Source organism: Actinacidiphila sp. bgisy167 (genome assembly GCF_965342175.1).
Classification (GTDB): Bacteria; Actinomycetota; Actinomycetes; order Streptomycetales; family Streptomycetaceae; genus Actinacidiphila.
The window spans coordinates 135,855-162,516 of record NZ_CBDRBL010000002.1 but is presented as its reverse complement, the minus strand read 5'-3'; the positions used below and the strand labels follow the sequence as shown (position 1 = coordinate 162,516).

The following is a 26,662-nucleotide window of genomic DNA, read 5'->3' as shown; positions in this document are numbered from 1 at the left end:
AGGCGGGGTTGTTTTGGGGGGGGGGGGGTTCCTCTGGATCCCCCCCCAGCGCACCGGGAAACCGGGCCCGTCCCAACGTCCGGCGGGAATGCAGTACGTTCGCGGTATGCCCCAGCCCGTGAAGCCCGCCCGCGCGTCCTCCACCACCGCCCAGCGCCGTCGAGTTCGCCAGGAACTGGCCGCCGCGGCTATGCACCTCTTCGCAACCCAGGGGTACGACGAGACCACCGTCGACGAGATCGCCGGTGCCGCCGGGGTCGCGCGCCGGACGTTCTTCCGGCACTTCCGCTCCAAGGAGGAGGCGATCTTCCCCGACCACGACGACACCTTGGTGCGCGTGGGTCAGGTGCTGGACTCCGCCGAGCCCCACGAGCATCCGCTCGACACGGTGTGCCGCGGCATCACCGAAGTGCTGCGCATGTACGCCGAGGCTCCGGAGGTCTCGGTGGAGCGCTACCGCCTGACCCGCGAGATCCCGATCCTGCGGGAGCGCGAGATCGCCTCGGTGGCCCGCTACGAGCGACTGTTCACCCGCTATCTGCTGGGCCACTTCGACGAGGGCGCCCACCGCGACGGTGACGACGACCCGCTGCTGGCGGAGGTCGCCGCGTCCGCCGTCGTCGCCGCCCACAACCATGTGCTGCGGCGCTGGCTGCGCGCCGGAGGCAAGGGCGACGTCGAGGCGCAGCTGGAGCACGCCTTCGAGGTGATCAAGCAGACCTTCGGCACCGGCATCGGCCGGCGCCCCTCCCCCGCCCCGGTGATCGCCTCCACCCAGGGCGAGGTCGTCGTCGCCGTGGCGCGCACGGACGCCTCGCCGGCCGAGGTGATGCGGACGATCGAGAAGGCCCTGAAGGGCGCGTAGCCGCCCGCACCCACGCCCCGAGCACGAACCGCCGAGGCCGCACGTCCCTGGCCGCCGGTGTCGGCGGTGGGCAGCCGGCCCGTACCTCCGGAATCGCGCAGCACGGCCGCCCGGTCCCCCTCACCCAGGGCCGCAGACCCCGGGCGGGCCTGAGGCCGGCCGCGTGCCTGAGCGGCGCCCCGGCACCCCTCGGCGCCCCAGGGCCCGCCACAGCAGCACCCCGGCCCCGCACCCCGGGTCCGTCGTACCGCGCCCCTGGCCACAGCGTCGGGACGCCTTTTTGTGATGCTCAAATGTGCGGCCGTGATGTCATCTGAGAAGAATTGTTGGCACGCAGTGTCTTGCGGGATGGCACGCGGTGCCATACTGTGAGTTAAGTCCGGGCGGGCGGCGTGCCGGCTTGGTCGTTCGCCGTCTGTCCCCAAGGCCCGGGCGCCTGCGTCACAGGCACCGACCGCGTCACTCGCGCTCCGCACCATCCGCCGCAACCGCCACGGACAGCCGCAGCACCGCCGAACCGACGGCGCCACCCCCAGCACTCCTCCCGACGTCCCCCAAGCGTTCCTACGTCGCGCTTCGCCGGAGGCATCTCGTGAAGGACATCCTCGACGCCATCATGGCGTCCGAAAACACGGCCGCGGACCTCGCGGCGCTGCCGCTGCCCGAGTCGTATCGCGCCATCACCGTCCACAAGGACGAGGCCGGCATGTTCGAGGGCCTCGACACCCGCGAGAAGGACCCGCGCAAGTCCCTGCACCTGGACGAGGTGCCCGTACCCGAGCTCGGCCCGGGCGAGGCCCTGGTGGCCGTCATGGCCAGCTCGGTCAACTACAACTCGGTGTGGACCTCGATCTTCGAGCCGCTGCCCACCTTCGGCTTCCTGGAGCGCTACGGCCGGCTCTCCCCACTGGCCAGGCGGCACGACCTGCCGTACCACGTCATCGGTTCCGACCTGGCGGGCGTCGTGCTGCGCACCGGGCCCGGAGTGAACCTCTGGAAGCCCGGCGACGAGGTCGTCGCGCACTGCCTGTCCGTCGAACTGGAGTCCGCGGACGGCCACAACGACACGATGCTCGACCCCGAGCAGCGCATCTGGGGCTTCGAGACCAATTTCGGCGGCCTCGCCGAGATAGCGCTGGTCAAGTCCAACCAGCTGATGCCCAAACCCAGGCACCTCACCTGGGAGGAGGCCGCGGCCCCGGGTCTGGTCAACTCCACCGCCTACCGCCAGCTGGTCTCCCGCAACGGCGCCGACATGAAGCAGGGCGACAACGTGCTGATCTGGGGCGCAAGCGGCGGCCTGGGCAGCTACGCGACACAGTTCGCCCTGGCCGGCGGCGCCAACCCGATCTGCGTGGTGTCCTCGCCGCGGAAGGCGGAGATCTGCCGCCGCATGGGCGCCGAGGCCATCATCGACCGCACCGCCGAGGACTACCGGTTCTGGAAGGACGAGCACACCCAGGACCCGAAGGAGTGGAAGCGCTTCGGCAAGCGCATCCGCGAGCTGACCGGCGGCGAGGACGTCGACATCGTCTTCGAGCACCCGGGGCGCGAGACCTTCGGCGCCTCGGTCTACGTCACGCGCAAGGGCGGCACCGTCGTCACCTGCGCCTCGACCTCGGGCTACAACCACACATACGACAACCGCTACCTGTGGATGTCGCTCAAGCGCATCGTCGGCTCGCACTTCGCGAACTACCGTGAGGCGTGGGAGGCCAACCGCCTCGTCGCCAAGGGCAGGATCCACCCCACGCTGTCGAAGACCTACCGCCTGGAGGAGACCGGCCAGGCCGCCCGCGACGTGCACCGCAACGTGCACCAGGGCAAGGTCGGCGTGCTGGCGCTCGCCCCCGAGGAGGGCCTCGGCGTCCGCGACGAGCAACTGCGGGCCAGGCACATCGACGCCATCAACCGCTTCCGGAACGTCTGAGACCGGGAGGGACCATGAACGAGCGTCGCAAGGACCGTCCGTGGCTGATGCGGACGTACGCGGGGCACTCCACCGCCGAGGCGTCCAACGCCCTGTACCGGCGCAACCTCGCCAAGGGCCAGACCGGCCTGTCGGTCGCGTTCGACCTCCCGACGCAGACGGGGTACGACCCCGACCACGTGCTGGCCCGCGGCGAGGTGGGCCGGGTCGGGGTCCCGGTCGCCCACCTCGGCGACATGCGCCGGCTCTTCCAGGACATCCCCCTGGAGGAGACGAACACGTCGATGACCATCAACGCCACCGCCATGTGGCTGCTCGCGCTCTACCAGGTCGTCGCCGAGGAGCAGGGCGCCGACGTCACCCGGCTCCAGGGGACGACCCAGAACGACATCGTCAAGGAGTACCTGTCGCGCGGGACGTACGTCTTCCCCCCCGGCCCCTCGCTCCGGCTGACGACGGACATGATCGCGTACACGGTCCACCACATGCCCAAGTGGAACCCGATCAACATCTGCAGCTACCACCTGCAGGAGGCCGGGGCCACACCGGTGCAGGAGATCGCCTACGCGATGTCCACCGCGATCGCCGTGCTCGACGCGGTCCGCGAGCGCGGCCAGGTGCCGCAGGAGCGCATGGGCGACGTCGTCGCGCGCATATCCTTCTTCGTCAACGCGGGGGTCCGCTTCGTCGAGGAGATGTGCAAGATGCGGGCCTTCACCCGCGTCTGGGACACGATCACCCGCGAGCGCTACGGCATCGAGGACCCCCGGCAGCGCCGCTTCCGGTACGGGGTGCAGGTCAACTCGCTCGGGTTGACGGAGGCGCAGCCGGAGAACAACGTCCAGCGCATCGTGCTGGAGATGCTGGCCGTGACCCTGTCCAAGGACGCCCGGGCCCGCGCCGTGCAGCTGCCCGCCTGGAACGAGGCGCTCGGCCTGCCGCGCCCCTGGGACCAGCAGTGGTCCCTGCGCATCCAGCAGGTCCTGGCCCACGAGAGCGACCTGCTGGAGTACGGCGACATCTTCGACGGCAGCCACGTCGTCGAGGCGAAGGTCGGCGAGCTCGTCGAACGGTCCCTCTCCGAGATCGCGCACATCCAGGAGATGGGCGGCGCCATGGCCGCCGTCGAGTCCGGCTACCTGAAGGCGCAGCTGGTCTCCTCGCACGCCGAGCGCCGGGCACGGATCGAGTCCGGCGAGGAGAAGGTCGTCGGTGTCAACTGCTACGAGGCGACCGAGCCCAGCCCCCTCACCGCCGACCTGGGCGGCGCCGTCATGACCGTCGACCCGCAGAACGAGGCAAGGGTCGTCGCCGCCCTCCACGACTGGCGCGACCGGCGGGACGAAGTGCGGGCGCAGCGGTCGCTGGAGGCGCTCAAGGCGGCGGCTGCCGGCACCGGCAACCTCATGGAGGCCACCGTGCAGTGCGCCCGGGCCGGCGTCACCACGGGAGAGTGGTCCTGGGCGCTGCGCGACGTCTTCGGCGAGTTCCGCGCCCCGACCGGCGTGGGCGGCGCCCCTGTCGCGGTCACCGCCGAGCCCGGCACACCGCTGGCCGAGGTCCGCCGCAAGGTGGCGCTCACCGCCGGCGAGCTGGGCGCCGGCAAGCTGCGCCTGCTGGTGGGCAAGCCCGGGCTGGACGGCCATTCCAACGGCGCCGAGCAGATAGCGGTACGGGCCCGCGACGCCGGCTTCGAGGTCGTATACCAGGGCATCCGGCTGACCCCCGAGCAGATCGTCTCGGCGGCGGTCGCCGAGGACGTCCACTGCGTCGGGCTGTCGGTCCTCTCCGGCTCGCACGCCGAGCTCGTGCCGGACGTGCTGGACCGGCTGCGCAGGGCGGGAGCGGGCGACGTGCCGGTCGTCGTGGGCGGCATCATCCCACCCGCGGACGCGGCCAAGCTGGTCGAGTCCGGCGTCGCGGCCGTGTTCACGCCGAAGGACTTCGCGATCACCGGGATCATCGGCAGGATCGTGGACGAGATCCGCAGGGCCGGCAAGCTGGACCCGCTGGAGGTCGCCGCCTGAACACGGCGGCGAACATCCGTACGGAGCCGTACGAACCCGTTCGACACCCCGGAGGCGCAGCAAAGATGCAGTTCGGCCGTACGTATGAAGAGTTCGAGGTAGGAGCCGTCTACCGGCACTGGCCCGGGAAGACGGTCACCGAGTACGACGACCACCTCTTCTGCCTCCTGACCATGAACCACCATCCGCTCCACATGGACGCGAACTACGCCGAGAAGACCACCGACTTCGGGAAGAACGTGGTCGTGGGGAACTACGTCTACTCCCTGCTCCTCGGCATGTCGGTGCCGGACGTCTCCGGCAAGGCGATCGCCAACCTGGAGGTCGAGTCGCTCAAGCACGTGGCGCCGACCTTCCACGGCGACACCATCTACGGCGAGACGACCGTGCTGGACAAGTGGCCGTCGAAGTCGAAGGACGACCGCGGGATCGTCCAGGTGGAGACCAGGGGCCACAAGCAGGACGGCACCCTGGTGTGCGTCTTCCGCCGCAAGGTGCTGGTCCCCACCGCCGGCTACGTCAAGGAACGCGGCGGCGAGCAGCCCGGCCGCCCGTCCGTCTCCCCCCGTCCCGACGTGAACGCCTAGGAGGCAGCAGACATGAGCCGACTCGCTCAGACCGACGGGCTGACCGACGTCCAGCAGGAGATCCTCTCCACGGTGCGCAGCTTCGTCGACAAGGAGATCATCCCGGTCGCGAACGAGCTGGAGCACCGGGACGAGTACCCCACCGACATCGTCGAGGGCCTCAAGGATCTCGGCATCTTCGGGCTGATGATCCCGGAGGAGTACGGCGGGCTCGGCGAGTCCCTGCTCACCTACGCCCTGACGGTCGAGGAGATCGCCCGCGGCTGGATGAGCGTGTCGGGCATCATCAACACGCACTTCATCGTCGCCTACATGCTCAAGCAGCACGGCACCGACGAGCAGAAGGAGTACTTCCTGCCCCGTATGGCCACCGGCGAGGTGCGCGGCGCCTTCTCGATGTCCGAGCCCGGCCTGGGCTCCGATGTCTCGGCGATCCGCACCAAGGCCGTCCGGGACGGCGACGACTACGTCATCAACGGCCAGAAGATGTGGCTGACCAACGGCGCCACGTCCAACCTCGTCGCGGTGCTGTGCCGGACGGACGAGGGCCTGCCGGAGAGCGCGGCCCCGCACAAGTCGATGACGACCTTCCTCATCGAGAAGGAGCCCGGTTTTGGGCCCAACCCGACGGTGAAGGGCCTCACCGTCCCCGGCAAGATCGAGAAGATGGGCTACAAGGGCGTCGACACGACCGAGCTCGTCCTCGAGGATGTGAAGGTTCCGTCACATCGCGTCCTGGGCGGCCGCAGCGGCCGCGGCTTCTACCAGATGATGGACGGCGTCGAGGTCGGCCGGGTCAACGTGGCCGCCCGCGGCTGCGGTGTCGCACAGCGCGCCTTCGAACTGGGGATCGCCTACGCCCAGCAGCGGCACACCTTCGGCAAGCCGATCGTGCAGCACCAGGCCATCCAGTTCAAGCTTTCCGAGATGGCCACCAAGGTCGAGGCGGCCCACGCCCTGATGGTGAACGCGGCCCGCAAGAAGGACTCCGGCCAGCGCAACGACCTCGAGGCCGGCATGGCGAAATATCTCGCCTCCGAGTACTGCAAGGAGGTCGTGGAGGACGCGTTCCGCATCCACGGGGGCTACGGCTTCTCCAAGGAGTACGAGATCGAGCGCCTCTACCGCGAGGCGCCGATGCTGCTCATCGGCGAGGGCACCGCCGAGATCCAGAAAATGATCATCGGACGCCGACTGCTCGAGGAGTACCGAATCCAGGGATGAATGTCTGAGTTGCACTACTTTGCGCGACCCCAAGGTCACGCCCAGTCATCAAATATCGGCCACTGACTCGGCTGCTGGCTTGCCCAGTTGCCGGTCCCTGCCGATACCATTCACGGAAAGCCGCCGTCCCCAGCACCATCTTTGCGGCACCCTCCGCTACGAAGGTCTTCCATGCCCCACAGCCATTCCTCTGCACCACGCGACAGCCGGGCCGGCGTACGCCTCGCGCGCGGAGCGTCGCCGTGGCTCCTCCCGACCGTCGCCACCGCGGCGGTCAGCCTGGTCCGCGCCCGCCGTTCCGGGCGCTGGGCGGCCGTGGCCGTCCCCACCACCGCCCTCGCGGCGGGCATGCTGTGGTTCTTCCGCGACCCCGAGCGCGAGATCGCGCAGGGCCGCGTCATCTCGCCGGCCGACGGCGTGGTGCAGAGCATCATGCCGTGGAAGGACGGGCGCACCCGCGTCGCGATCTTCATGAGCCCGCTGAACGTCCACGTGAACCGCGCGCCGCTGGCCGGCACGGTCACGTCCGTGGAGCACATCCCCGGCGGGTTCGTTCCAGCGTTCAACAAAGAGAGCGAGAACAACGAGCGCGTCGTCTGGCACTTCGAGACCGAGCTCGGCGACATCGAGATGGTCCAGATCGCCGGAGCCGTGGCGCGCCGCATCGTTCCCTACGTGCCGCAGGGCACCAAGGTGGAGCAGGGCGAGCGCATCGGCCTGATCCGCTTCGGCTCCCGTGTGGACATCTACCTGCCGGAGGGCGTCGAGCCCGCCGTCGAGGTCGGCCAGACCACCGTGGCTGGGGTGACGCGCCTTGACCGTGATTGATCCCGACACCCAGGCACCGTGGGTCGCCTCGGTGGACGATGACGACGACGATGACATGCCGCTGTCGACGCGGCTGTCGATAGCGGACGGCCTCACCCTCGGTAACGCGATCTGCGGATTCATGGCGGTGTACTTCACCACCACCGGGGTGCTCGTCCCGCATCTGATGGGCAACACCGACGGCGGCATGACCCGGCACAGCGCCGCCACCGCCGTGCTGCTGATGCTCATGGCCTCGGTCTTCGACCTCTTCGACGGGCTCGTCGCGCGCAAGCTGCGCAGCTCTGCGATGGGCGCGGAACTGGACAACCTGTCGGACCTGATCAGCTTCGGCCTGGCCCCGGCCTACTTCGTGGTCGTCTGGGGCCTGATCTCGAACGACGCGTACGGCAAGGTCTCGGCGGTGGCGGCGGTCGTGGTGCTGCTCGCGGTCGTTCTGCGCCTGGCCCGCTTCTCCTGCACGACGGTGCGGGCGGGCATCTTCCAGGGCATGCCGAGCCCCTTCGGGGCGATGACCGTCATTTCGGTCGTCCTGCTGAACCTCCCCTTCATCCCGACGGTGCTGGCCATCGTCGGAGTGGCGTGGCTGATGGTCAGCCGGGTCGAGTACCCGAAGCCGCGCGGCCGGCTCGCGACGATCACGCTCTCCTGGATCGTGCTGAGCATGGGCTGCCTGGTGTGCTGGGCGTTCGCCGTCCCCGGCGGCGACATGCTGCTGCAGACGGGCGCCGCGCTGCAGATCTGCGCGGCGGCGGTGATCCCGCTCTTCGCGACGACCCGCCGGGTCAACATGATCCGCAACAACCGCCGTGAGGCGCGTGCGGCGCAGCTTCCGTAGCCGTACGAAGTCCAGCGGGGCCCCGAGCCGGGAACGGCTCGGGGCCTCTGGCTTTCCCGGCCGGATTCCGGTCAGGCCGCAAGGTCGCGCGCGATGTCCCCGGCGAGGCGTTCCAGCAGCGGCCCGGCCTCCGCCATGCAGCGCGCCGGGTCCGGCTCGAGGCCGGTCAGGGCGTACGCCCGGCGGATACCCGCCGCCGCCAGGGCGGCGGCGGGCAGCGTGAGGCGGCCGCAGACGGCGACCACGTCCACGTCCCGGGCCCGGGCGGCGGCCGCCACACCGGCCGGGGCCTTGCCGTGCAGAGTCTGCTCGTCGAGGGAGCCCTCGCCGGTGATCACCAGGTCGGCCCGCGCCAGGGCCTCCGCGAAGCCGAGCATGTCCAGGAGCACCTGGACGCCGGGGCGGAAGGAGGCACGCAGGCCCACCAGCGCCCCGAACCCGACCCCGCCGGCCGCGCCCGCGCCCGGGGCCTCGGCGGCCGCACCGGCCCCCAGCACCCGCGCGTAGTGGGCGAGCGCGGCGTCCAGCGTCGTGACGTCCTCCCGCGTGGCGCCCTTCTGAGGGCCGTAGACGGCGGCGGCGCCCTTGGGGCCGAGCAGCGGATTGTCGACGTCGCTGGCGAGGACGATCTCGGTCGAGGCGAGCCTCGGGTCGAGGCCGGACAGGTCCGCCGAGGCCAGCCCCGCGAGCGCCGCACCGCCGGGGCGGACGGGCTCACCCCGGCCGTCGAGCAGGCGGGCGCCGAGCGCGACGAGCATGCCGGCGCCCCCGTCGTTGGTCGCGCTGCCGCCGACGCCGAGCACGATGGTGCGCGCCCCCGCGTCGAGCGCCGCCCGCAGCATCTCGCCCGTGCCGAAGGTGGTCGCCGTCAGCGGAGCGAAGACACCCGGCGCCAGGTGCCGCAGGCCCGAGGCCTCGGCCATCTCGACCACCGCGGTGCCGTCGCGCAGCGCGTACGCGGCGGTGACGGGCTCCCCCAGCGGACCGGTGACCCGCACCAGCCGCCGGTCGAACCCCGCGGCGACGGCGGCGTCCACCGTGCCGTCCCCGCCGTCGGCCACCGGCACCGACTCGACGACGAGCCCCGGGGCAGCCTTCCGAAGCCCCGCCTCGAGCCGCTCCGCCACCTCGACGGCGGTCAGCGACCCCTTGAACTTGTCCGCTGCGATGAGCACCCGCACTGGACGTGCGTCCGTCACGTTGATCTCCCTTATGGCCGGTCGCGCCGCCTGAACCCTATCCAGGGCGGCCGGGCGGTACACCGGGGGTACGGGCCTTGCCGTCCTCACCCTCGAAGAAGCTGGATCGCGGCGGGCTCCGCGTACTGCGGCTCTCCCGCCGACAAACGCCCGAAAGGCGCGGGACGAACCCGCACCCGGGCACCGGCAGCCCCCCCAGCACCCACGTGCGCAGCGCAGGCGCTTCGACGGGACGGCGATCAGCGAACTGGCCCGCCGTCCTGTGTCTTTGGTGCCGTAGGGTTTCACGTGTGCGATACATCATTGTGGGAGCGGGCGCCGTCGGCGCGACGATAGGCGGCCGGCTGTACGAGAGCGGTCACGAGGTCGTCCTGGTCGCGCGCGGCGTGCACCTGGAGGCGCTGCGCGAGCGCGGGCTGACTCTGCGGACGCCGGACGGGACGTCGCAGCTGCCCGTCCCGGTGGCCGGCGGCCCCGACGAACTGGCGCTCGGTGAAGGCGACGTCCTGGTACTCGCCGTGAAGACACAGGACACCCAGGCCGCGCTGGACGCCTGGGCACCGGTGGCGGACCGGCTGCCGCTGATCTGCGCCCAGAACGGCGTCGCCAACGAACGCATGGCGCTGCGCCGGTTCCGCGAGGTGTACGGCATGTGCGTGTGGCTGCCGTCGACCCACCTGGAACCCGGCGAGGTGGTGGCCCCCTGCGGGCCGCTGCCCGGCATCCTGCATCTCGGCCGCTACCCCCACGGCACGGACGACCTCGCGCGGGCCGTCTCCGCGGACCTGGAGAAGTCCTCCTTCGGGGCCCCCGTGGTGCCCGATGTGATGCGCTGGAAGTACGCCAAGCTGCTGTCGAACCTCGGCAACGCCGTCGAGGCGCTGTGCGGCGGCGGCTGGGACGACACGGCGGCCGACCTGCTCGACCGGGCGAGGGCCGAGGGCGGCGCGGTGCTCGACGCCGCCGGCATCCCGTACGCGAGCGTGGAGGAGCAGGCGGCGGTCCGCGGAGACCGGGTGAGCCTGCGCGCGGTGGACGGTTTCGCCCGGGGCGGCGGCTCGTCCTGGCAGAGCCTGACCCGGGGCACCGGAAGCGTCGAGGCGGACTGGCTCAACGGGGAGATCGTGCTGCTGGGGCGGCTCCACGGGGTGCCCGCGCCGGTCAACGAGACGCTGCGCCGGCTCACGAACCGCGCGGCACGCGACCGCCGCGCCCCCGGAAGCCTCACGTCGGCGCAGGTGGCCGCCGCCGTCGAGGGCCGCGAGCCCGTAGGTTGGGGCGCGTGACGACTGCTGACTACGCCGCGTACATCGCCGGCCTGCCCAAGATCCTCGCCGGGGCGAGCACGCTCTTCCGCGACGCCGAGGGCCGCATCCTGATCGCCGAGACCACCTACCGCGACGACGGCAGATGGGTGCTGCCGGGAGGCACGATCGAGTCCGCCGACGGGGAGACGCCCCGCGAGGCGGCGCGCCGGGAGACCCTGGAGGAGATCGGGCTGGACGTCGAGCCCGGCGTCCTGCTCGCCGTCGACTGGGTGCACGGGTCCTCGGAGCGGCCGCCGCTGGCCTCGTACATGTATGACGGCGGCGTGCTCGACGCGGCCGCGCTCGGCGCGATCGTGCTGCAGGAGGAGGAGCTGTCCGCCTGGCGGACGGCGACCCCCGACGAGGCCGGGGAGTACCTCTCCCCCGGCCTCCACCGCCGTGTCCTCGCGGCCCTGGCCGCGCTGGAGAACGGCGCCTGGCCCGTCGAGCTGGTCGATGGCCACCCCGCGGCGGCCGCCCAGCGGTCCACCGCGTGATCCGGCGTCCGTCACGGGTTTTCCGCCGGACGGCCCGTCAAGCCGGCTGACGACCGCGGTGGCCGCGAGCCGCCTGACGACCCCGGTGGCCGTCGCGCTCAGCGACCCACCGCGTACCCCTGCATCCCGCGGGGGTTGGCGGCCGCGGACAGCACGCCCGTCTCCGGGTCGCGGGCGACGGCGCACATACGGCCCTCGGACCAGGGCGCGGCGACGGTGACGTCGTGGCCGCGGCCGCGCAGCCCGGCGATGACGGACTCCTCGAGGCGGCTCTCCACGGTGAGGCTGCCCGGCCGCATCTGACGGGGGTGGAAGGAGCTCGGGAAGCTGTCGTTGTGCCAGTTGGGCGCGTCGATGGCGCCCTGGAGGTCGAGGCCGCCCCGGACGGGGGCGCGCAGGGCGACGCCCAGGAAGAAGTGCAGCGACCACTGGTCCTGCTGGTCGCCTCCGGGGGTGCCGAAGGCCATCACCGGCACCCCGTCGCGCAGCGCGAGCGACGGGGTGAGCGTGGTGCGCGGACGGCGGCCCGGGGTGAGGGAGTTCGGCAGCCCGGGCTCCAGCCACGTCATCTGCAGGCGGGTGCCGAGCGGGAAGCCGAGCTCGGGGATGACGGGGTTGGACTGCAGCCAGCCGCCGCTCGGGGTGGCGGCGACCATGTTGCCCCAGCGGTCGACGACGTCGAGATGGCAGGTGTCGCCGCGGGTCGCGCCGTTGTGGGCGACGGTCGGCTCCCCGACGCCCATGGCGTCGAACTCGTCCTCCGCGGCGGGGTCGTGGAGCGGGAAGTGAGGCAGCTGCGGAGTGCGGCCGCCGGGGCTCCCGGGGCGCAGTTCGTGGGAGGCCTTGGCCGGGTCGATCAGGCGGCGCCGCTCGTCGTTGTAGGCGGGCGAGAGCAGCTCGGCGAGGGGCACGTCGTCCTGAGCGTCGCCGTACCAGGCCTCGCGGTCCGCCATCGCGAGCTTGGTGCCCTCGACCAGGGTGTGCACATAGTCGGCGGAGCCGTACTCCAGGTACGGGAGGTCGGGCGGCAGCAGGGCCAGTTGCTGCAGGAAGACCGGACCCTGACTCCAGGGGCCCGCCTTGCAGACCGTCCAGCCGTTCCAATCGAGGGACACCGGGTCCTCGTGGCGGGCCTCATAGGCAACGAGGTCGTCCCCGGTCAGTGTGGCGGCGTGGCGCTCACCGGTGGTGTCCATCGCGGGACGGGCGGCGAAGGCGGCCAGCGCCTCGCCAATGAAGCCCTCGCGCCACGCCCTGCGGGCCGCCTCGATCTGCGCCTCCCGGTCGCTGCCCGCGGCCTCCGCCTCCCGCAGCAGCCGCCGCCAGGTGGCGGCGAGAGCGGGGTTGCGCAGCATCGCGCCGGGCCGGGGCGGACGCCCGTCGGCCAGGTACAGCTCGGCCGAGGTCGTCCACTCCGTCTCGAACAGTTCCCGCACGTTGCCGACCGTGGCGCCGACGGCCTCCACCGCGGGGTGGCCCTGCTCGGCGTAGCCGATGGCGAAGGAGAGCACCTCCGCGAGCGGCTTGGTGCCGTGGTCGCGCAGCAGCACCATCCACGCGTCGAAGGCGCCGGGCACGGCGGCCGCGAGCGGACCGGTGCCGGGGACGAAGTCCAGGCCCAGAGCACGGTAGTGGTCGATGGTCGCCCCGGCTGGGGCGGGGCCCTGGCCGCTGAGCACGCGGACGGCACCGCCCGCCGGCGCGATGATGATCGGCACCTCGCCGGCGGGACCGTTGAGGTGCGGCTCCACCACGTGCAGCACGAATCCGGCGGCGACCGCCGCGTCATAGGCGTTGCCGCCGTTCTCGAGCACGGCCATCGCCGACTGGGAGGCGAGCCAGTGCGTGGACGAGACCATGCCGAAGGTGCCCTGCAGGGTGGGCCGGGTCGTGAACAATTTCCCTACTCCTCGCGCCGGGGACACTCCTACACTCGCACGGCGCTCGACGAAACCGAACACATACCCCCGTCCCGTCCACGGCGCGCTCGCTCGCGCGGGTTCCCGGTGTGGTCGGGAATGATGCTCGGCGGCAGCCGGGCGCGTGGGACCCACCGCCCTGATTCCGACTGAGGCTTTCGGCCTCCACTCCCGCGGTGACCCGGACCTGGAGGCGCTCGCCGCGCTCGCCGCCCCCGAGGCGACCGGCGGCCGGTGGAGACCGCCGGCCCCGGCGGTGGGGGCCCCGGGGTGACCGGCGGGGTGTGGCTGCACGTCGACAGGGTGGCGCAGGTCGACTGGTCCTGCGGGACCTGCACCGGGAGCGGCAGGTGTGGGGCGACTGCCGGGCCGGCCGCTACGAGGTGGGCGTCCAGGCCGGCCATCCTCTGGGCTTCTGGTCCCCGGTGTACGCCTGTGGAGTCGCCGCCGGCCGGGTCCTGGCCGACCTCGCGGGCGAGCCGACCGCGCTGCGTGAGGAGACGCCGGCCTGTCCCGGGCCGCTGTGCGAGGCGCTCGTCGCGGCTTCCTGGGAGCCGGACTTCCTGGTCGTGAAAGCCCGCAGGTCCGCGACTGCCGGTGACGTCCTGCACGTCGCGCCGTGCCTTTCGCGGTCGGGGTGCTGTCGCAGTCGCTGCACGCCCATCACCATGTGCGGTACCGGGGCCCTCGCCGCCGCGGGTGTTTTTTACGGCACCCCGCCCGGTTTCCGTGCCCGCGCCGAGAGGTGCCGGCCGGCCGGGCTCCCCCATGGCAGCGGTGGAGGCTGCCTCGACCCTGGTAGCGCAGGTGCGTGCGGCGCTGGGCTGACGGGTCGGAAAACCCGATGGCCGCGCCCCGCACGGTCTGCGTACCCTCACGCCATGAGCGCGAAGAAGCCGCTTGTCGCGATCCTCAGCGGCGCGGGGATCTCCACTGACTCCGGCATTCCGGACTACCGAGGCCCGAACGGGCTGTGGCGGCGCGACCCGGGGGCCGAGAAACTCGTCACGTACGAGCACTACATGGCCGATCCCGAGGTGCGCCGCAGGTCGTGGCGGATGCGCATGGAGAGCCCGGCACTGGACGTGCGGCCCAACGGGGCGCACGACGCCATCGTCCGGCTGGAGCGGTCCGGAGTGCCGGTGCGCGTGATCACGCAGAACGTCGACGGGCTGCACCAGATGGCGGGGCTGCCCGAGCGCAAGGTGCTCGAGCTGCACGGCACCGCCCGTTCCGTCGTGTGCACGCGGTGCCACGACCGGACACACATGGACGAGGCCCTGGCGCGGGTCCGGGCGGGCGAGCCGGATCCGGCGTGCGGGAAGTGCGGCGGGATCCTGAAGTCGGCGACCGTCATGTTCGGTGAGCGGCTGGACCCGGTGGTGCTGGGCAACGCCATGGCCATCGCCAAGGGGTGCACGGTGTTCGTCGCGGTCGGAACGAGCCTGCAGGTGCAGCCGGCCGCGTCGCTCGCCGGGATGGCGGCGGAGCACGGCGCGCGGCTGGTGATCGTCAACGCCGAGCCGACGCCGTACGACGCGTTCGCGGACGAACTGGTGCGCGAGCCGATCGGGAGCGCGCTGCCCGCGCTCCTGGACGGCATCGCCGAGCAGGCGACCGCTGGCTGACGCGCGTGCCCCCGGACGGATTCCGTCCGGGGGCACGGGTCACGGCGGGTCCGCCGCGGCGCTACCAGCGGTGGTGCACCTGGGCGCGGATGCTTCGGTCGTACAGCTCCCGCACCGCGTCCAGCGTGCTCTGCGGCAGCGCCGGCAAGGCGGCGGCCTCGGCGTTGGCGCGGGCCTGCTCGACGGAGCGGGCGCCGGGGATCACGGTGGTGACGCCGGGCTGCTGGATGATCCAGCGCAGCGCCGTCTGCGCCGGGGTCGCACCCTCGGGCGCGAGGGCGGCGAACTCGGCCGCGGCCTCGAGGCCCGTCGCGTAGTCCACGCCGGAGAAGGTCTCGCCCTGGTCGAAGGCCTCACCCTGCCGGTTGTAGGTGCGGTGGTCGTCGGCCGAGAAGACCGTGTCCTTGGTGTAGCGGCCGGACAGCAGACCGGAGGCGAGCGGCACGCGGGCGATGATCCCCACCCCGGCCTCGGCGGCGGCCGGCAGCACCTGCTCCAGCGGCTTGAGCCGGAAGGCGTTGAGGATGATCTGCACGCTCGCGACACCGGGACGGGCGATGGCGGTCAGCGCCTCCTCGCAGGTCTCGACGCTGACGGCGTAGGCCGCGATGCGCTGCTCCTCGACGAGGGTGTCGAGGGCGTCGAAGACGGCGTCCGAGGAGTAGACGGCCGTGGGCGGGCAGTGCAGCTGCACGAGGTCGAGGGTGTCGACGCCCAGGTTCGCCCGGGACCGGTCGTTCCAGGTGCGGAAGTTGTCCAGGACGTAGTTCTCGGGGACCTGGTCGACCCGGCGGCCCATCTTCGTGGCGACGAAGATCCCGGCGTCCGGGCGCTCCCGCAGATAGCGGCCGATCAGCTGCTCGCTGCGTCCGTCGCCGTAGACGTCCGCCGTGTCGAAGAGGGTCACGCCCTCCTCGACCGCCGCGTCCAGGACGGCGAGAGCGTCCTCCTCACGGACCTCGCCCCAGTCGGCGCCCAGCTGCCAGGTGCCGAGACCCACGACGGACACCTTGCGGCCCGTCCTGCCCAATACGCGCTGCTCCATGACCTCGATGCTAGCCGCTGCCCTGACGGCCGCCGCCGACGGGGCAGCCGCTACCGGCGGGCGGCCCGCTCCAGGTGGCGGCGCACTTCGCGGGCCGCGTGGTGGCCGGACATGCCGTGGACACCGGGGCCGGGAGGGCTGGCGGAGGAGCAGAGGAAGACCCCGGGGCGCGCGGTGGTGTAGGGGTTCCACTTCAGCTTGGGGCGGAAGGCCGTCTGCAGTCCGGCGAAGGCCCCGCTTCCGATGTCGCCCCCGACGTAGTTGGCGTTGCGGGCCGCGAGTTCGGCCGGTCCGCTGACCGCCCGGGCGAGGACGAGGTCCCGGAAGCCCGGGGCGAAGCGCTCGATCTGCCGCTCGACGGCTTCGGTGGCGTCGCCGCGCCAGCCGTTGGGCACGTGCCCGTACGCCCAGAAGACGTGCTTGCCCTCAGGGGCGCGCCCCGGGTCGACGACGGTCGGCTGGGCGGTGATCAGGAACGGGGTCTGCGGCGGGCGGCCGCGCACCGCGCGGTTCAGGGCGTCGCCGATCTCGCCGATGGTCGGCCCCAGGTGCACGGTGCCGGCCCGCCGGGCCTCGTCCGCGGTCCAGGGCACCGGACCGTCCAGGGCGTAGTCGATCTTCCAGACGGCCGGTCCGTAGCGGTAGTTGCGGTAGGTGTCACCGAGGCCGGCGATACGGGCCAGTGCGGTCGGCGAGGTGTCGAAGACGTACGCGCGCGCCGGCGGCAGCTCGTCGAGCTTGCGGACCGTGACGCCGGTGTGGACGGTGCCGCCGAGCAGCCGCAGGTAGGACGCGAGGGCGTCGGCGAGCGACTGGGAACCGCCGCGCGGGACCGGCCAGCCGACCTCGTGGCCTGCGACAGCGAACATCAGCGCCGTCGCACCGGTGAGCGGGCTGGTGAGGGGGGCGATGGCATGGGCGGCGAGCCCGGCCAGCAGCCCGCGGGCCTTCTCGCCGCGGAAGAGCCGGGCGAGCACGGCCACCGGCGGCAACCCGGTCAGCCCGAAACCCGCGAAACGCAGCGGGTCGCGCGGCAGTCCCCGCCACTGGGGGCGCAGGAAGTCGTGGGCGAAGGTGTGCCAGCGGCCGACATAGGGAGCCAGCAGCCGGCGGTAGGTACCCGCGTCGCGTGGTCCCAGTGAGGCGGCGGTCGCGCCGACGGTGCGGTCCAGCACCGCGGCCGTGCCGTCGTCGAAGGGATGCGCGAGGGGCAGTTCCGGGTGGAGCCACCGCAACCCGTGCTCGGCCAGCGGCATCGCGTCGAACGCCGGTGAGCCGGCGCCGAACGGGTGCACCGCCGAGCAGGGGTCGTGGCGGAAGCCCGGCAGGGTCAGTTCCTCGGTGCGCGCGCCACCGCCCACGCGGTCGCCGGCCTCGAAGAGCTCCACCGAGTGGCCTGCTCGGGCGAGTTCGACCGCGGCGGTCAGGCCGTTGGGCCCGGCGCCGACGACGATGACGTCCGTGACGTGTGCCCTGCTCACCGGCCACCTGCCATCAGGTCGACGACCCGTCGCGCGGTCGCCTCGTCGCGCGCCACGGAGAAGGGGAAGGTGTTGCCGCCGCCGATCCGGAAGGGCACGCCCGCGGCGGTGACGCTGGCGCCGCCGGCCTCGGTGACCAGCAGCAGGCCGGCCGCGTGGTCCCAGGGCGACTCCCAGGTGAAGGCGACGGCGTCGAGCACGCCCCGGGCGACCTCCACGTAGTCCAGTCCGGCGCAGGTGCACTGGCGGGCTTCGACGCCGTCACCCCCGTCGTCCCTGTCGCCCCCGAGCCTTTCGAACCGGCTCCGGTCGTGCGCGTCGAGGAAGGCGAACTGCGAGGTGGCGATCCTCAGCGGGCCTTCGCCGACGCCGCGGGCGGTGCGGATCGGCTCGCCGCCCAGCAGGGCGCCCCTGCCGCGCCTCGCGGTGGCCATCAGCCCGAGGCACGGCACATAGGTCCAGGAGGCCTGCACCTCACCGCCGGAGGCCAGGGCGACCAGCGTGCCGAACTCGGGTCTGCCCGCGACGAAGTTGGCGGTCCCGTCGACGGGATCGACGATCCACACCGGGTCGTCGCCGCCTATGCGCCGCAGGATGCCGGGATCGGCGTGCACGGCCTCCTCGCCCACGACGACGGATCCGGGCAGCAGCGCCGGCAGCTCCTCGGCCAGCCGCAGTTCCGCCTCGCGGTCGGCGACAGTGACCAGATCCCCCGGCCTGGACTTGTGGCTGATGTCGGCGGCGCCCAGTCGTCGCCAGCGCGGCACGACTTCCGCATCGGCGGCCGCGCGCACCGTGTCCTCGACCGCCTTGAAGAGTGCGTCATCGATCACCCCTCCATCAGACCAGATCGGCCGCGGCCCCGCGCACCCCCTTGGGCTTTGGCGGATTCACGCCGTCCGTGCGGCTGCCGCCGCCTTCCTCATCAGGGCGGTGTACAGGAGGAACGAGGTGATCAGGCCGACCGCCCAGCCGTAGTCCGCGAACGGCTTGAGCAGCGGGATCAGTCCGTCGACGGGGAACGGGCCCTGCTTGCGGCCCGCGGCGTCGACGGTCGAGTAGGAACCGCCGACCGCCAGCAGGCCGCCCACGAGGAGGGCGAGCACCGCCCGCCAGTTCCAGCCGCGGTGGTACCAGTAGCGGCCGGCCCCCGCCTCGTACAGCTCCCGGAGCGCGAGATGGGTGCGCCGGACGACCCAGTAGTCGGCGATGAGGACCCCGGCCACGGTGCCCAGGACACCGCCGACCACACCCAGCCAGGTGAAGATGTACAGCTCGGGGGTCGAGGTCAGCTTCCAGGGGAGAATCAGCACCCCGACGACGCCGGTGATCAGCGCGCCGGTGCGGAAGTCCACGTGCCGGGGCACGAGGTTGGACAGGTCGTACGCCGGGGAAACCACGTTGGCCGCGATGTTGACGCTGATCGTGGCCACCAGCACCGTGACCAGGGCGTAGAGCAGGCCGACGACGTTGTCGGTCTTGCCGGCCAGCTCGACCGGATCCCAGATCGCCTTGCCGTACACCGCGTGCGAGCCGGAGGTCACGAGCACCGACAGGACGGCGAAGAGGGTCATCGTGGTCGGCAGACCGAGTGTCTGGCCCCATACCTGGGCACGCTGACCCGCACCGAAGCGGGTGAAGTCGGGGATGTTGAGGGAGAGCGTCGACCAGAACCCGATCATGCCCATGAGGGCGGGGAAGAAGACCTTCCAGAAATCCGCCCCCCAGCCGAGTTCCGAGGGCTGGTCGAGCAGCGGTCCGAAGCCGCCCGCCTTGTCCGTCATCCAGACCAGCAGGACGACGGCGCCGACGAGGACGAAGGGCGCGGCCCAGTTCTCGAAGCGGCGGAGCGTCTCCATGCCCCGGTAGATGATCGCGAGTTCCAGCGCCCAGAAGGCGAGGAAGCAGACCCACAACGTCCACGGGTAGCCCGCCACGTGCGCGGCGCCGGCCCAGCCGCCCCAGATCTTGCCGAGCAGGACGAAGATGCCCTGACCGCCGATCCAGGTCTGGATGCCGAACCAGGCGCAGGCGACGGCGGCGCGCAGCATCGCCGGCAGGTTGGCGCCGCGCACCCCGAAGGAGGAGCGCGCCAGCACCGGGAAGGGGATGCCGTACTTGGGTCCGGCGTGGCCGGTGAGCAGCATCGGCACCAGGACGATGACATTGGCGAGGGCGATGGTGAGCACCGCCTGCCTCCAGTCCATGCCGAGGGCGACCAGACCGGAGGCCAAGGTCCACGAGGGGATGTTGTGCGCCATCCCGATCCACAGCGCGGTGAAGTTGTAGGTCGTCCAGTGCCGGTCGGCGACGGGGATCGGCAGCAGATCCGGGTTGGCGTACGGCCCGTGCGGCACGGCCGCGTCGAGGCGGAGCTCGACGCGGCCGTCGGGGTGCGTGATCTGGGCGGGCGGCGTGGCAGCCGGCATGGGCGCGGTGTTCTCCTCAGCCGCGGAGTGCGGGGATGACGGTGGAGCCGTAGGCGTCGACGACCGACTCCTTGGCGTCGTGCATGGCATAGAGCGCGAACTGGTCCACGCCCAGCGCCTTCAGCGCGCCCAGCTTCTCGATGTGCCGCTCCGGCGTGCCCAGCAGGCAGAAGCGGTCGACGATCTCGTCCGGAACGAACGCGGTGTCCGGGTTCCCCGAACGACCGTGGTGCGCGTAGTCATAGCCACGACGCGCCGCGATGTACGAGGTGAGCTCCCCGGGCACGGCGTCCGAGTGCTCGCCGTACCGGGACACCAGGTCGGCGACGTGGTTCCCGACCATCCCCCCGAACCAGCGGCACTGCTCCCGCGCATGGGCCAGCGCCCGCGGCGAGTCGTCCTCGGTCACATACGCCGGCGCCGCCACACACACCCGCACGTCCCCCGGATCACGCCCGGCGGCCACCGCCGCGTCCCGGACCGCCCTCACCATCCACTCCGTCAGATACACGTCCGCCAACTGCAGGATGAACCCGTCCGCCTTCGCCCCGGCGACCGCCAGCGCCTTCGGCCCGTACGCCGCCATCCACACCGGCAACCGCGCCCCCTGCCCGATCCACGGGATCCGCACCACCGTGCCGCCCAGATCGGCCTCACGGCCCTCCGCCAGCTCGCGGATGACGTGCATCGCCTCCTCGATCCGGGCCAGCGTGTTCGGCTTGCGGCCCGCCACCCGCATCGCCGAGTCACCCCGACCGATCCCGCAGATCGTGCGGTTGCCGAACATCTCGTTCAGCGTCGCGAACGCCGACGCGGTCACCTCCCACGCCCGCGTCCCCGGATTGGTCACCATCGAACCGACCACCAACCGCTCCGTCCGCGCCAGGATCTGGCTGTAGATCACGAACGGCTCCTGCCACAGCACCGTCGAGTCGAACGTCCAGCCGTGGCTGAAACCGCTCCGCTCGGCACGCCGCATCAGCTCCACGACCTGCGCGGCAGGCGGGTCCGTCTGCAGAACGAGTCCGAAGTCCATGGCTCCAACGCCTTTCTCACACGAGGTACTGACACGTTCCGCGCGGGATGTACTGGCCGTGGCCCGCCCGCCCGACGTACTCCCGGCCGTCGAGGACGAGCTCGCCGCGGGACAGCACCGTCTTGACCTGCCCGGTGATCCGCTTGCCCTCGTAGGCCGAGTAGTCGACGTTCATGTGATGCGTCCGCGCGGACAGCACCTGCTCCGCGGCCGGGTCGTAGACCACGATGTCCGCGTCCGCACCCGGCGCGATCGTCCCCTTGCGCGGATACAACCCGAACATCCGCGCCGGCGCCGCACAGGCGATCTCCACCCACCGCCGACGGCTGATACGCCCCTCCACCACCGCCTGATGCAGCAGATCCATCCGGTTCTCCACCCCCGGCAGCCCATTGGGAATCTTCGAGAAGTCACCCCGCCCCAACTCTTTCTGCCCCAGAAAACAGAACGGGCAGTGATCCGTCGACACCACCTGCAGATCATTCGTGCGCAGGCCCCTCCACAGCACCGCCTGATGCTCCCTCGGCCGCAACGGCGTCGAGCACACGTACTTCGCACCCTCGAAACCCGGCTCGGCGAGGTTGTCGGTGGACAGGAACAGATACTGCGGACACGTCTCCCCGAACACGTTCAGCCCCTCGTCCCGGGCCAGCGCGATCTGCTCCACCGCCTGCCGCGCCGAGACATGCACCACATACAGCGGGCACCCCGCCACCTGCGCCAGCCGAATCGCCCGATGCGTCGCCTCCGCCTCCAACAAGGCATGCCGCACCTCACCGTGGTACCGCGGATCGGTCCGGCCCGCGGCCAACGCCTGCTCCACCAGCACATCGATCGCGATCCCGTTTTCCGCATGCATCATGATCAGCCCACCATCGGCCGCACCACGCTGCATCGCCCGCAGAATCCTGCCGTCATCGCTGTAGAACACACCCGGATACGCCATGAACAGCTTGAAGGACGTCACACCCTCCTCCACCAGGACGTCCATCTCCTCCAGTGTGTCCTCGGTGACGTCCGAAAGAATCATGTGGAAGCCGTAGTCGATCGCACACCGGCCATCCGCCTTCGCATGCCACGCGTCCAGCCCCGCACGCAACGACTCCCCCACCGACTGCACGGCGAAATCCACAACCGTCGTCGTCCCACCCCACGCCGCCGCCCGCGTACCGCTCTCGAAGGAATCCGACGCAAAGGTGCCGCCGAACGGCAACTCCATATGGGTGTGCGCGTCCACACCACCCGGCAGCACATACATCCCGCCCGCGTCGATCACACGATCAGCGGACCCCGCCCACCCCTCGGCCGGATCCGAGCCGCGCGCGGCGAGGGCGGCGATCCTTCCACCCTGGACAAGGACGTCGGCGTGGACTTCCTCGGCCGCGGTGACGACCAGTCCGCCCCGGATGACGATGCGGCTCATGCTCCCACTCCTTCCCATGGCCGAGCGCGGGGTCCCTGAGACCTCGTTGCCATGCCGGAACGGCTCTGCGCCCGCAGGCCCCTCCATGGCGGGGAACGCACGACCGGTCACCCACGGTGGCGACACCACCGCTCTCTGCCAGGGCCTCACGGGAAGCCCGGACTCGACGGGGGCGATCCGCTCCTTTCGCGCCCGCCGAATGGCGAATGCTCACAATATGCCATGAATCAGGCATATGAGCTGGTATGCGGCGTGCGGGGAAATCGCGTTGCCCGGGCCGCGGCGACGCGGCGACGATGGGCGGATGGAGGATCCCGCGTGCGAATGAGACTGCGTCAGTTCCGGCCGCGAACCGGGCCCGTCGAGCACCGGGTCGTGCAACCATGGCACCCCCCGCGCCACACGGCGCTCACCGACCCGGCCGCCTACGGCTTCCTGGTCGGCGACCACGCGGGGCTCTCGACTCTCGCCGGAATGTTCTCCTTCGCGGCCTGCTCCCGGCGCACCATCGTCCACGTCCCGCTGCGCGGCGGAGTGCCCCTGCGGGAGGAGGGGTATCTGGAGGCGTGCGGCGGCCGGGTCGACCTCGTCCTGATCCACCACTCACTCGGCCTGCGGGCGAGCGCATGGCCCGGATTGCGCCGCCGGCTCACCGGCGGCGTACCGCTGACGGTCCGCACGGACGAGGCGCGCACGGCACGCGACGCCGACGCCTGGTGGAAACGGTACGGCCGCGCGGAATCCCGCGACCGGCTGCGGCCCGTCGGACACGCCCGGACCCTCATCCTCGTCGGCAGCCGCGGCACGTTCTCCTTCGCGGCCACGCAGTTGGCGTGGGCAGCCGGCCAGGGGCCGTGTCAGAAGGGCGTGGTGAAGGGGCACATGGCCCTGGTCGAGTCGCTCACGCCGCTGCTGCACCCCGGCGACGGATGGCGCGGGCCCGAGCTCGACATCGCTTTCGCGGCATATCCGCCGTACACCCACTTCCGCAGACCGGGCCGCCCGCAGCACCCGGACCGCCCGGCGTCGCCCACCCCGGCGGCCGCAGCATCGCGTGCGGCGCGCCGATGACCCGCCCGACGTTCCACGCGCCACACGGGAACCGGTGAGCAACGGCGGCGGCGCGGGCGGGGCGAGGCCCCTGCCCGCGCTTGAGGCGGTGCCGCGGCGTCAGGTTGAACCGTCGCCCAGCTCGCTCTGGGCCTGCTTGAGTGCCGACTCCAGGATGGACGCCCCTTCCTCCGCCTCCGCGACGGTCAGGGAGAGCGGCGGGGCGATGCGCAGCGCGTCGCCGGCCCGGCCGCCCTTGCCGATGAGCAGGCCGCCCTCACGCGCCGCCTCCAGGACGAGGCCCGCGGCAGCCGGCGAGGCCAGCTCGACGCCGAGCATCAGCCCGCGTCCGCGCACCTCGCGCACCACCGGGAGCCCGGAGCAGATGGCCTCCAGTCGCGACCTGAGCAGACCGCCCACGCGCCGGGCGTTGCCCTGCAGATCGTGGTCGAGGAGGTATTGCAGGTTGGCCAGCGCGCCGGCCGTGGTGATGGGGCTGCCGCCAAAGGTGGAGATGGAGTTGGCGGTGAGGCAGTTCATCACCTCGGCGCGGGCGACGACCCCGCCCATGGAAAGGCCGTTGCCGACGCCCTTGGCGAAGGTCAAGACGTCCGGCGGGCCGGAGCCCTCGTGCGCCTGCCAGCCCCAGAAGTGCTCACCGGTGCGGCCCCAGCCGGTCTGCACCTCGTCGGTGATCCACAGGATGCCATGCCGGTCCAGGACCTGCTTGAACGCGGCCAGCAGCCCGTCAGGACCCGAGGTGAAGCCCCCGACGCCCTGGACCGGCTCGGCGATCAGGGCGGCGACCTGGCCGTTGGCCTGGCCGAGCACGTCCTCCAGATCCGCCACGCAGGCAGCCGTGAACTCGGCGTCGGACAGGTGCGCGTACGGGCCGCGGTGTCGGACGCCGCCGTGCACGTAGAGCGTCTGGAGCGGCGACAGGCTCGTCGGCGACCAGGAGGTGTTGCCGGTGATGCCGATCGCCGAGAAGGAGCGCCCGTGGTAGCTGTTGCGCAGCGCCAGGATCTGGTTGGACTTCCGGTACGTGGTGGCGAGCAGCAGCGCTGTGTCGTTCGCCTCCGTGCCGGAGGTGGTGAAGAAGACCCGGGCGTCGGGGACGCCCGACAGGCGGGCGATGCGCTCGGCGAGCTCGACGGCCTGCGAGCTCAGATAGAGCGTGGAGGAGTGCAGGATCCGCCCCGCCTGTTCGCGGATCGCGGCGGTCACCTCGGGCAGGGCGTGGGCGGTCATGGTGGTGAGGATGCCGCCGAAGAAGTCCAGGTACTGCCGGCCCTCGGCGTCCCAGACGTGGCGGCCCTCGCCGTGGGTGATCTCGATGGGCTGCCGGTAGTAGGTCACGAGCCACTGCGGCATCACGGCCTGGTGGCGGGAGTGGAGCGCGGCGTGCGGGTTCTCGGTGATGGTCATGGACGTTTCACGCCTCCGTCAGGGTGCTGTAGGCGTCAGGGCGGCGGTCCCGGTAGAAGGCCCACTGCTGGCGCACCGCGGGGATCAGGTCGAAGTCCAGGTCACGCACGATCAGCTGTTCCTCCTTGTCGGAGGCCACGTCACCCACGAACTGGCCGCGGGGGTCGACGAAGTACGAGGTGCCGTAGAAGTCGTTGTCGCCGTAGTCCGGTTCCTGGCCGACCCGGTTGATGGCGGCGACGAAGTACTCGTTGGCGACGGCCGCGGCCGGCTGCTCCAGCTGCCACAGGTACGAGGAGAGCCCGCGATGCGTCGCCGAGGGGTTGTAGACCAGTTGCGCGCCGGCGAGGCCGAGCGCCCGCCAGCCCTCGGGGAAGTGGCGGTCGTAGCAGATGTAGACGCCGATCTTGCCGACGGCCGTGTCGAAGACGGGCCACCCCAGGTTGCCGGGCTTGAAGTAGAACTTCTCCCAGAAGCCCTTGACCTGCGGGATGTGGTGCTTCCGGTATTTGCCGAGGTAGCTGCCGTCGGCGTCGATCACGGCGGCGGTGTTGTAGTAGAAGCCGTCCTGTTCGATCTCGTGGACCGGCACCACCGTCACCATGCCCGTCTCCCGGGCGAGCGCCTGCATACGCCGCACGGTCGGACCGTCCGGCACCCGCTCGGCCCACCGGTGGTTCTCGGCCTCCTGGACCTGGCAGAAGTAGGGGGAGTTGAACACCTCCTGGAAGCCGATCACCTGGGCACCCTGCGCGGCTGCCTCGCGGGCGTGCTCCTCGTGCTTCGCGATCATCGACTCGGTGTCACCGGTCCACGTCGCCTGGACGAGCGCGGCGCGTACGACATTGGGCATGACAGCTCCTTTGACGCAAGGGCACGCCGGAACGGCAGGCTGGTCTACGCACGTAGATCCGGCGTTGGGACGAACGTAAGAGCCCACTGCCCACTGTGGCAATACCAGCGCCGTTACTCAACGAAGCCGATCAGGTTTCGGGGTCGGGCAGACCCGCCCGGCGCAGTGCGGCCGCCACGCCGCGGCGCTCACGGGCGGGCACCGGCCGCGGCGGCAAGACCGGGCCGACGCGCCTGCCCGCCTTCCCGGGCGAGGGCGGCCCGGCGGGCTGCCCCTCCTGCGAGGGCGGCCCGGCAGTGTGTCGGTGAGGCATACGGTGGCCGGCACACGCACACAGCCCGACGCCGGCGGCGCCATGGGGCACGACGAGCGCCCGGCGGGCGGAGGCGTCAGCGGCGCTCCCCCACCGCTGCGCCCACGGGCCTCAGCCCTCAGCTTCGGTCCCTCGCCCCTGAACCTGCTCCGCATGGTGACGTCGGTAATGGCGGGCGACACGGGCGCGGTTGCCGCAGGACGGCTTGCACCACTCCTGGCGGCCGTGGGACTTGACGAAATACCGGACACACCTGGGCGCGCCGCAGGACCGCAGCCGGTCGCGCCGGGGTCCGGCAAGGAAATCCACGGCCGCCCGGGCGAGTGCCGCGACGACGCGGGCCACCGGCTCGGCCGGCTGCGCCGTCGACACGAGCGTGGCGACGGGAGCCTGCTGCACCGGCCACACGAGCCGAGGGGCGACGGGGAGCAGCGCCGCGGCGGCGTTGAGGTGCGTGAGAGCCTCCTCGGCGGGCATCAGGCGCCGGGCGTCGGCGGCACTGGGCGGCCCGGGCGCCACGGCGCGGGCGAACAGGGCGCGCAGGGCGCGGCGCAGGGCGAGCACATCGGCGAGCGCCGCGTCGTCCGCGGCGAAGCCGTCGGCCTCGGGAAGGTGCGCGCGAACCCAGGCCGTCAGCGCGGTCGGGTCGCCGAGGTCGTCGGCGACCCCTCCGTCACCGTCGTGGCGGAGGGTGTTCGCCAGTTCTATGGCGAGGTCCCGCTCCATGACGTCCTCCTCTCGATGGCCCGCCGACG

Annotated in this window: 22 protein-coding genes; 11 read left to right on the top strand and 11 right to left on the bottom strand. The window is 71.8% G+C overall.

All coding sequences use genetic code 11. The features are described 5' to 3' along the window. Positions 1 to 106: 106 nt before the first annotated feature. The 7 genes from ACRWND_RS01780 to pssA all read left to right on the top strand — a co-directional run bounded on the left by ACRWND_RS01780 (position 107) and on the right by pssA (position 8,299). Positions 107 to 865 (top strand): TetR family transcriptional regulator, encoded by a 759-nt coding sequence (locus ACRWND_RS01780; protein ID WP_431945069.1) that lies wholly within the window; start codon positions 107 to 109, stop codon positions 863 to 865. Positions 866 to 1,457: 592 nt separating this feature from the next. Further along, the gene (gene ccrA / locus ACRWND_RS01775) at positions 1,458 to 2,795 is read left to right on the top strand and encodes a crotonyl-CoA carboxylase/reductase (RefSeq protein WP_431945067.1); all 1,338 of its coding nucleotides are present in this window, start codon (positions 1,458 to 1,460) and stop codon (positions 2,793 to 2,795) included. Between the two features lie 14 nt (positions 2,796 to 2,809). Next, positions 2,810 to 4,822, top strand: a complete 2,013-nt coding sequence (locus ACRWND_RS01770; RefSeq protein ID WP_431945065.1) for a protein meaA — start codon at positions 2,810 to 2,812, stop codon at positions 4,820 to 4,822. 65 nt (positions 4,823 to 4,887) lie between these two features. Continuing rightward, on the top strand, positions 4,888 to 5,409 hold the full coding sequence (locus tag ACRWND_RS01765) for a MaoC family dehydratase (RefSeq protein ID WP_431945063.1): 522 nt from the start codon (positions 4,888 to 4,890) through the stop codon (positions 5,407 to 5,409). A gap of 12 nt (positions 5,410 to 5,421) precedes the next feature. Then, positions 5,422 to 6,633: an acyl-CoA dehydrogenase family protein gene (locus tag ACRWND_RS01760; protein WP_431945061.1), complete on the top strand. Its 1,212-nt coding sequence runs from the start codon at positions 5,422 to 5,424 to the stop codon at positions 6,631 to 6,633. A gap of 171 nt (positions 6,634 to 6,804) precedes the next feature. Continuing rightward, positions 6,805 to 7,461, top strand: coding sequence for a phosphatidylserine decarboxylase (locus ACRWND_RS01755; protein ID WP_431945059.1), 657 nt, complete (start codon positions 6,805 to 6,807; stop codon positions 7,459 to 7,461). Further along, a complete protein-coding gene (gene pssA, locus ACRWND_RS01750; RefSeq protein WP_431945058.1) occupies positions 7,448 to 8,299 on the top strand; it encodes a CDP-diacylglycerol--serine O-phosphatidyltransferase in 852 nt (283 codons plus the stop codon). Before ACRWND_RS01755 ends, pssA begins: the two co-directional genes overlap by 14 nt. A 71-nt stretch (positions 8,300 to 8,370) precedes the next feature. Here the strand turns inward: pssA and ACRWND_RS01745 are convergent, their stop codons facing one another. Then, positions 8,371 to 9,474 carry a glycerate kinase gene (locus ACRWND_RS01745; RefSeq protein WP_431945087.1) on the bottom strand — a complete coding sequence of 368 codons (1,104 nt, stop codon included), beginning with the start codon at positions 9,472 to 9,474 and terminating at the stop codon, positions 8,371 to 8,373. Positions 9,475 to 9,788: 314 nt separating this feature from the next. Between ACRWND_RS01745 and ACRWND_RS01740 the strand changes: the two genes are divergently transcribed. Further along, complete coding sequence (locus tag ACRWND_RS01740; RefSeq protein ID WP_431945056.1) at positions 9,789 to 10,784, top strand: ketopantoate reductase family protein; 996 nt, start codon at positions 9,789 to 9,791, stop codon at positions 10,782 to 10,784. Then, positions 10,781 to 11,302: an NUDIX domain-containing protein gene (locus ACRWND_RS01735; protein WP_431945054.1), complete on the top strand. Its 522-nt coding sequence runs from the start codon at positions 10,781 to 10,783 to the stop codon at positions 11,300 to 11,302. Before ACRWND_RS01740 ends, ACRWND_RS01735 begins: the two co-directional genes overlap by 4 nt. A gap of 98 nt (positions 11,303 to 11,400) precedes the next feature. Here ACRWND_RS01735 and ACRWND_RS01730 read toward each other — a convergent pair whose 3' ends face one another. Next, on the bottom strand, positions 11,401 to 13,200 hold the full coding sequence (locus tag ACRWND_RS01730; protein ID WP_431945052.1) for a gamma-glutamyltransferase family protein: 1,800 nt from the start codon (positions 13,198 to 13,200) through the stop codon (positions 11,401 to 11,403). Positions 13,201 to 14,102: 902 nt separating this feature from the next. On the opposite strand from ACRWND_RS01730, the gene ACRWND_RS01725 reads away from it, so the two are divergent. Further along, positions 14,103 to 14,849, top strand: coding sequence for an SIR2 family NAD-dependent protein deacylase (locus tag ACRWND_RS01725; protein ID WP_431945050.1), 747 nt, complete (start codon positions 14,103 to 14,105; stop codon positions 14,847 to 14,849). A 61-nt stretch (positions 14,850 to 14,910) separates the two neighbouring features. Here ACRWND_RS01725 and ACRWND_RS01720 read toward each other — a convergent pair whose 3' ends face one another. The 6 genes from ACRWND_RS01720 to hydA are packed head-to-tail and all read right to left on the bottom strand — an operon-like array spanning position 14,911 to position 22,263. Further along, positions 14,911 to 15,894, bottom strand: a complete 984-nt coding sequence (locus ACRWND_RS01720) for an aldo/keto reductase (protein WP_431945048.1) — start codon at positions 15,892 to 15,894, stop codon at positions 14,911 to 14,913. Between the two features lie 50 nt (positions 15,895 to 15,944). Continuing rightward, positions 15,945 to 17,375, bottom strand: a complete 1,431-nt coding sequence (locus ACRWND_RS01715; protein ID WP_431945046.1) for a phytoene desaturase family protein — start codon at positions 17,373 to 17,375, stop codon at positions 15,945 to 15,947. Next, positions 17,372 to 18,208 (bottom strand): inositol monophosphatase family protein, encoded by an 837-nt coding sequence (locus ACRWND_RS01710; protein ID WP_431945044.1) that lies wholly within the window; start codon positions 18,206 to 18,208, stop codon positions 17,372 to 17,374. The genes ACRWND_RS01715 and ACRWND_RS01710 overlap by 4 nt, the downstream gene beginning before the upstream one ends. Positions 18,209 to 18,265: 57 nt before the next feature. Beyond that, positions 18,266 to 19,804 (bottom strand): NCS1 family nucleobase:cation symporter-1, encoded by a 1,539-nt coding sequence (locus tag ACRWND_RS01705; RefSeq protein ID WP_431945042.1) that lies wholly within the window; start codon positions 19,802 to 19,804, stop codon positions 18,266 to 18,268. 16 nt (positions 19,805 to 19,820) lie between these two features. Then, positions 19,821 to 20,840 carry a TIGR03842 family LLM class F420-dependent oxidoreductase gene (locus tag ACRWND_RS01700; protein ID WP_431945040.1) on the bottom strand — a complete coding sequence of 340 codons (1,020 nt, stop codon included), beginning with the start codon at positions 20,838 to 20,840 and terminating at the stop codon, positions 19,821 to 19,823. A gap of 16 nt (positions 20,841 to 20,856) precedes the next feature. Continuing rightward, positions 20,857 to 22,263 carry a dihydropyrimidinase gene (gene hydA / locus ACRWND_RS01695; RefSeq protein ID WP_431945038.1) on the bottom strand — a complete coding sequence of 469 codons (1,407 nt, stop codon included), beginning with the start codon at positions 22,261 to 22,263 and terminating at the stop codon, positions 20,857 to 20,859. Positions 22,264 to 22,581: 318 nt separating this feature from the next. Here hydA and ACRWND_RS01690 point away from each other — a divergent pair, with 318 nt between their 5' ends. Then, on the top strand, positions 22,582 to 23,334 hold the full coding sequence (locus tag ACRWND_RS01690; protein ID WP_431945037.1) for a hypothetical protein: 753 nt from the start codon (positions 22,582 to 22,584) through the stop codon (positions 23,332 to 23,334). 99 nt (positions 23,335 to 23,433) lie between these two features. Here ACRWND_RS01690 and ACRWND_RS01685 read toward each other — a convergent pair whose 3' ends face one another. The 3 genes from ACRWND_RS01685 to ACRWND_RS01675 all read right to left on the bottom strand — a co-directional run bounded on the left by ACRWND_RS01685 (position 23,434) and on the right by ACRWND_RS01675 (position 26,633). Further along, positions 23,434 to 24,741, bottom strand: coding sequence for an aspartate aminotransferase family protein (locus ACRWND_RS01685; RefSeq protein ID WP_431945035.1), 1,308 nt, complete (start codon positions 24,739 to 24,741; stop codon positions 23,434 to 23,436). Positions 24,742 to 24,748: 7 nt separating this feature from the next. Next, positions 24,749 to 25,594, bottom strand: a complete 846-nt coding sequence (locus tag ACRWND_RS01680; protein ID WP_431945033.1) for a nitrilase-related carbon-nitrogen hydrolase — start codon at positions 25,592 to 25,594, stop codon at positions 24,749 to 24,751. A gap of 424 nt (positions 25,595 to 26,018) precedes the next feature. After that, the gene (locus ACRWND_RS01675; RefSeq protein ID WP_431945031.1) at positions 26,019 to 26,633 is read right to left on the bottom strand and encodes an ABATE domain-containing protein; all 615 of its coding nucleotides are present in this window, start codon (positions 26,631 to 26,633) and stop codon (positions 26,019 to 26,021) included. Between the last annotated feature and the right edge of the window lie 29 nt (positions 26,634 to 26,662).

What these genes read in the sequence shown, in the direction of transcription:
- ACRWND_RS01780 (WP_431945069.1), top strand. Translation starts at nt 107, where the DNA reads ATGCCCCAGCCCGTGAAGCCCGCCCGCGCGTCCTCCACCACCGCCCAG.
- ACRWND_RS01770 (WP_431945065.1), top strand. Translation starts at nt 2,810, where the DNA reads ATGAACGAGCGTCGCAAGGACCGTCCGTGGCTGATGCGGACGTACGCG.
- ACRWND_RS01765 (WP_431945063.1), top strand. Translation starts at nt 4,888, where the DNA reads ATGCAGTTCGGCCGTACGTATGAAGAGTTCGAGGTAGGAGCCGTCTAC.
- ACRWND_RS01760 (WP_431945061.1), top strand. Translation starts at nt 5,422, where the DNA reads ATGAGCCGACTCGCTCAGACCGACGGGCTGACCGACGTCCAGCAGGAG.
- ACRWND_RS01755 (WP_431945059.1), top strand. Translation starts at nt 6,805, where the DNA reads ATGCCCCACAGCCATTCCTCTGCACCACGCGACAGCCGGGCCGGCGTA.
- ACRWND_RS01725 (WP_431945050.1), top strand. Translation starts at nt 14,103, where the DNA reads ATGAGCGCGAAGAAGCCGCTTGTCGCGATCCTCAGCGGCGCGGGGATC.
- ACRWND_RS01720 (WP_431945048.1), bottom strand. Translation starts at nt 15,894, where the DNA reads ATGGAGCAGCGCGTATTGGGCAGGACGGGCCGCAAGGTGTCCGTCGTG.
- ACRWND_RS01705 (WP_431945042.1), bottom strand. Translation starts at nt 19,804, where the DNA reads ATGCCGGCTGCCACGCCGCCCGCCCAGATCACGCACCCCGACGGCCGC.
- ACRWND_RS01700 (WP_431945040.1), bottom strand. Translation starts at nt 20,840, where the DNA reads ATGGACTTCGGACTCGTTCTGCAGACGGACCCGCCTGCCGCGCAGGTC.
- hydA (WP_431945038.1), bottom strand. Translation starts at nt 22,263, where the DNA reads ATGAGCCGCATCGTCATCCGGGGCGGACTGGTCGTCACCGCGGCCGAG.
- ACRWND_RS01685 (WP_431945035.1), bottom strand. Translation starts at nt 24,741, where the DNA reads ATGACCATCACCGAGAACCCGCACGCCGCGCTCCACTCCCGCCACCAG.
- ACRWND_RS01680 (WP_431945033.1), bottom strand. Translation starts at nt 25,594, where the DNA reads ATGCCCAATGTCGTACGCGCCGCGCTCGTCCAGGCGACGTGGACCGGT.
- ACRWND_RS01675 (WP_431945031.1), bottom strand. Translation starts at nt 26,633, where the DNA reads ATGGAGCGGGACCTCGCCATAGAACTGGCGAACACCCTCCGCCACGAC.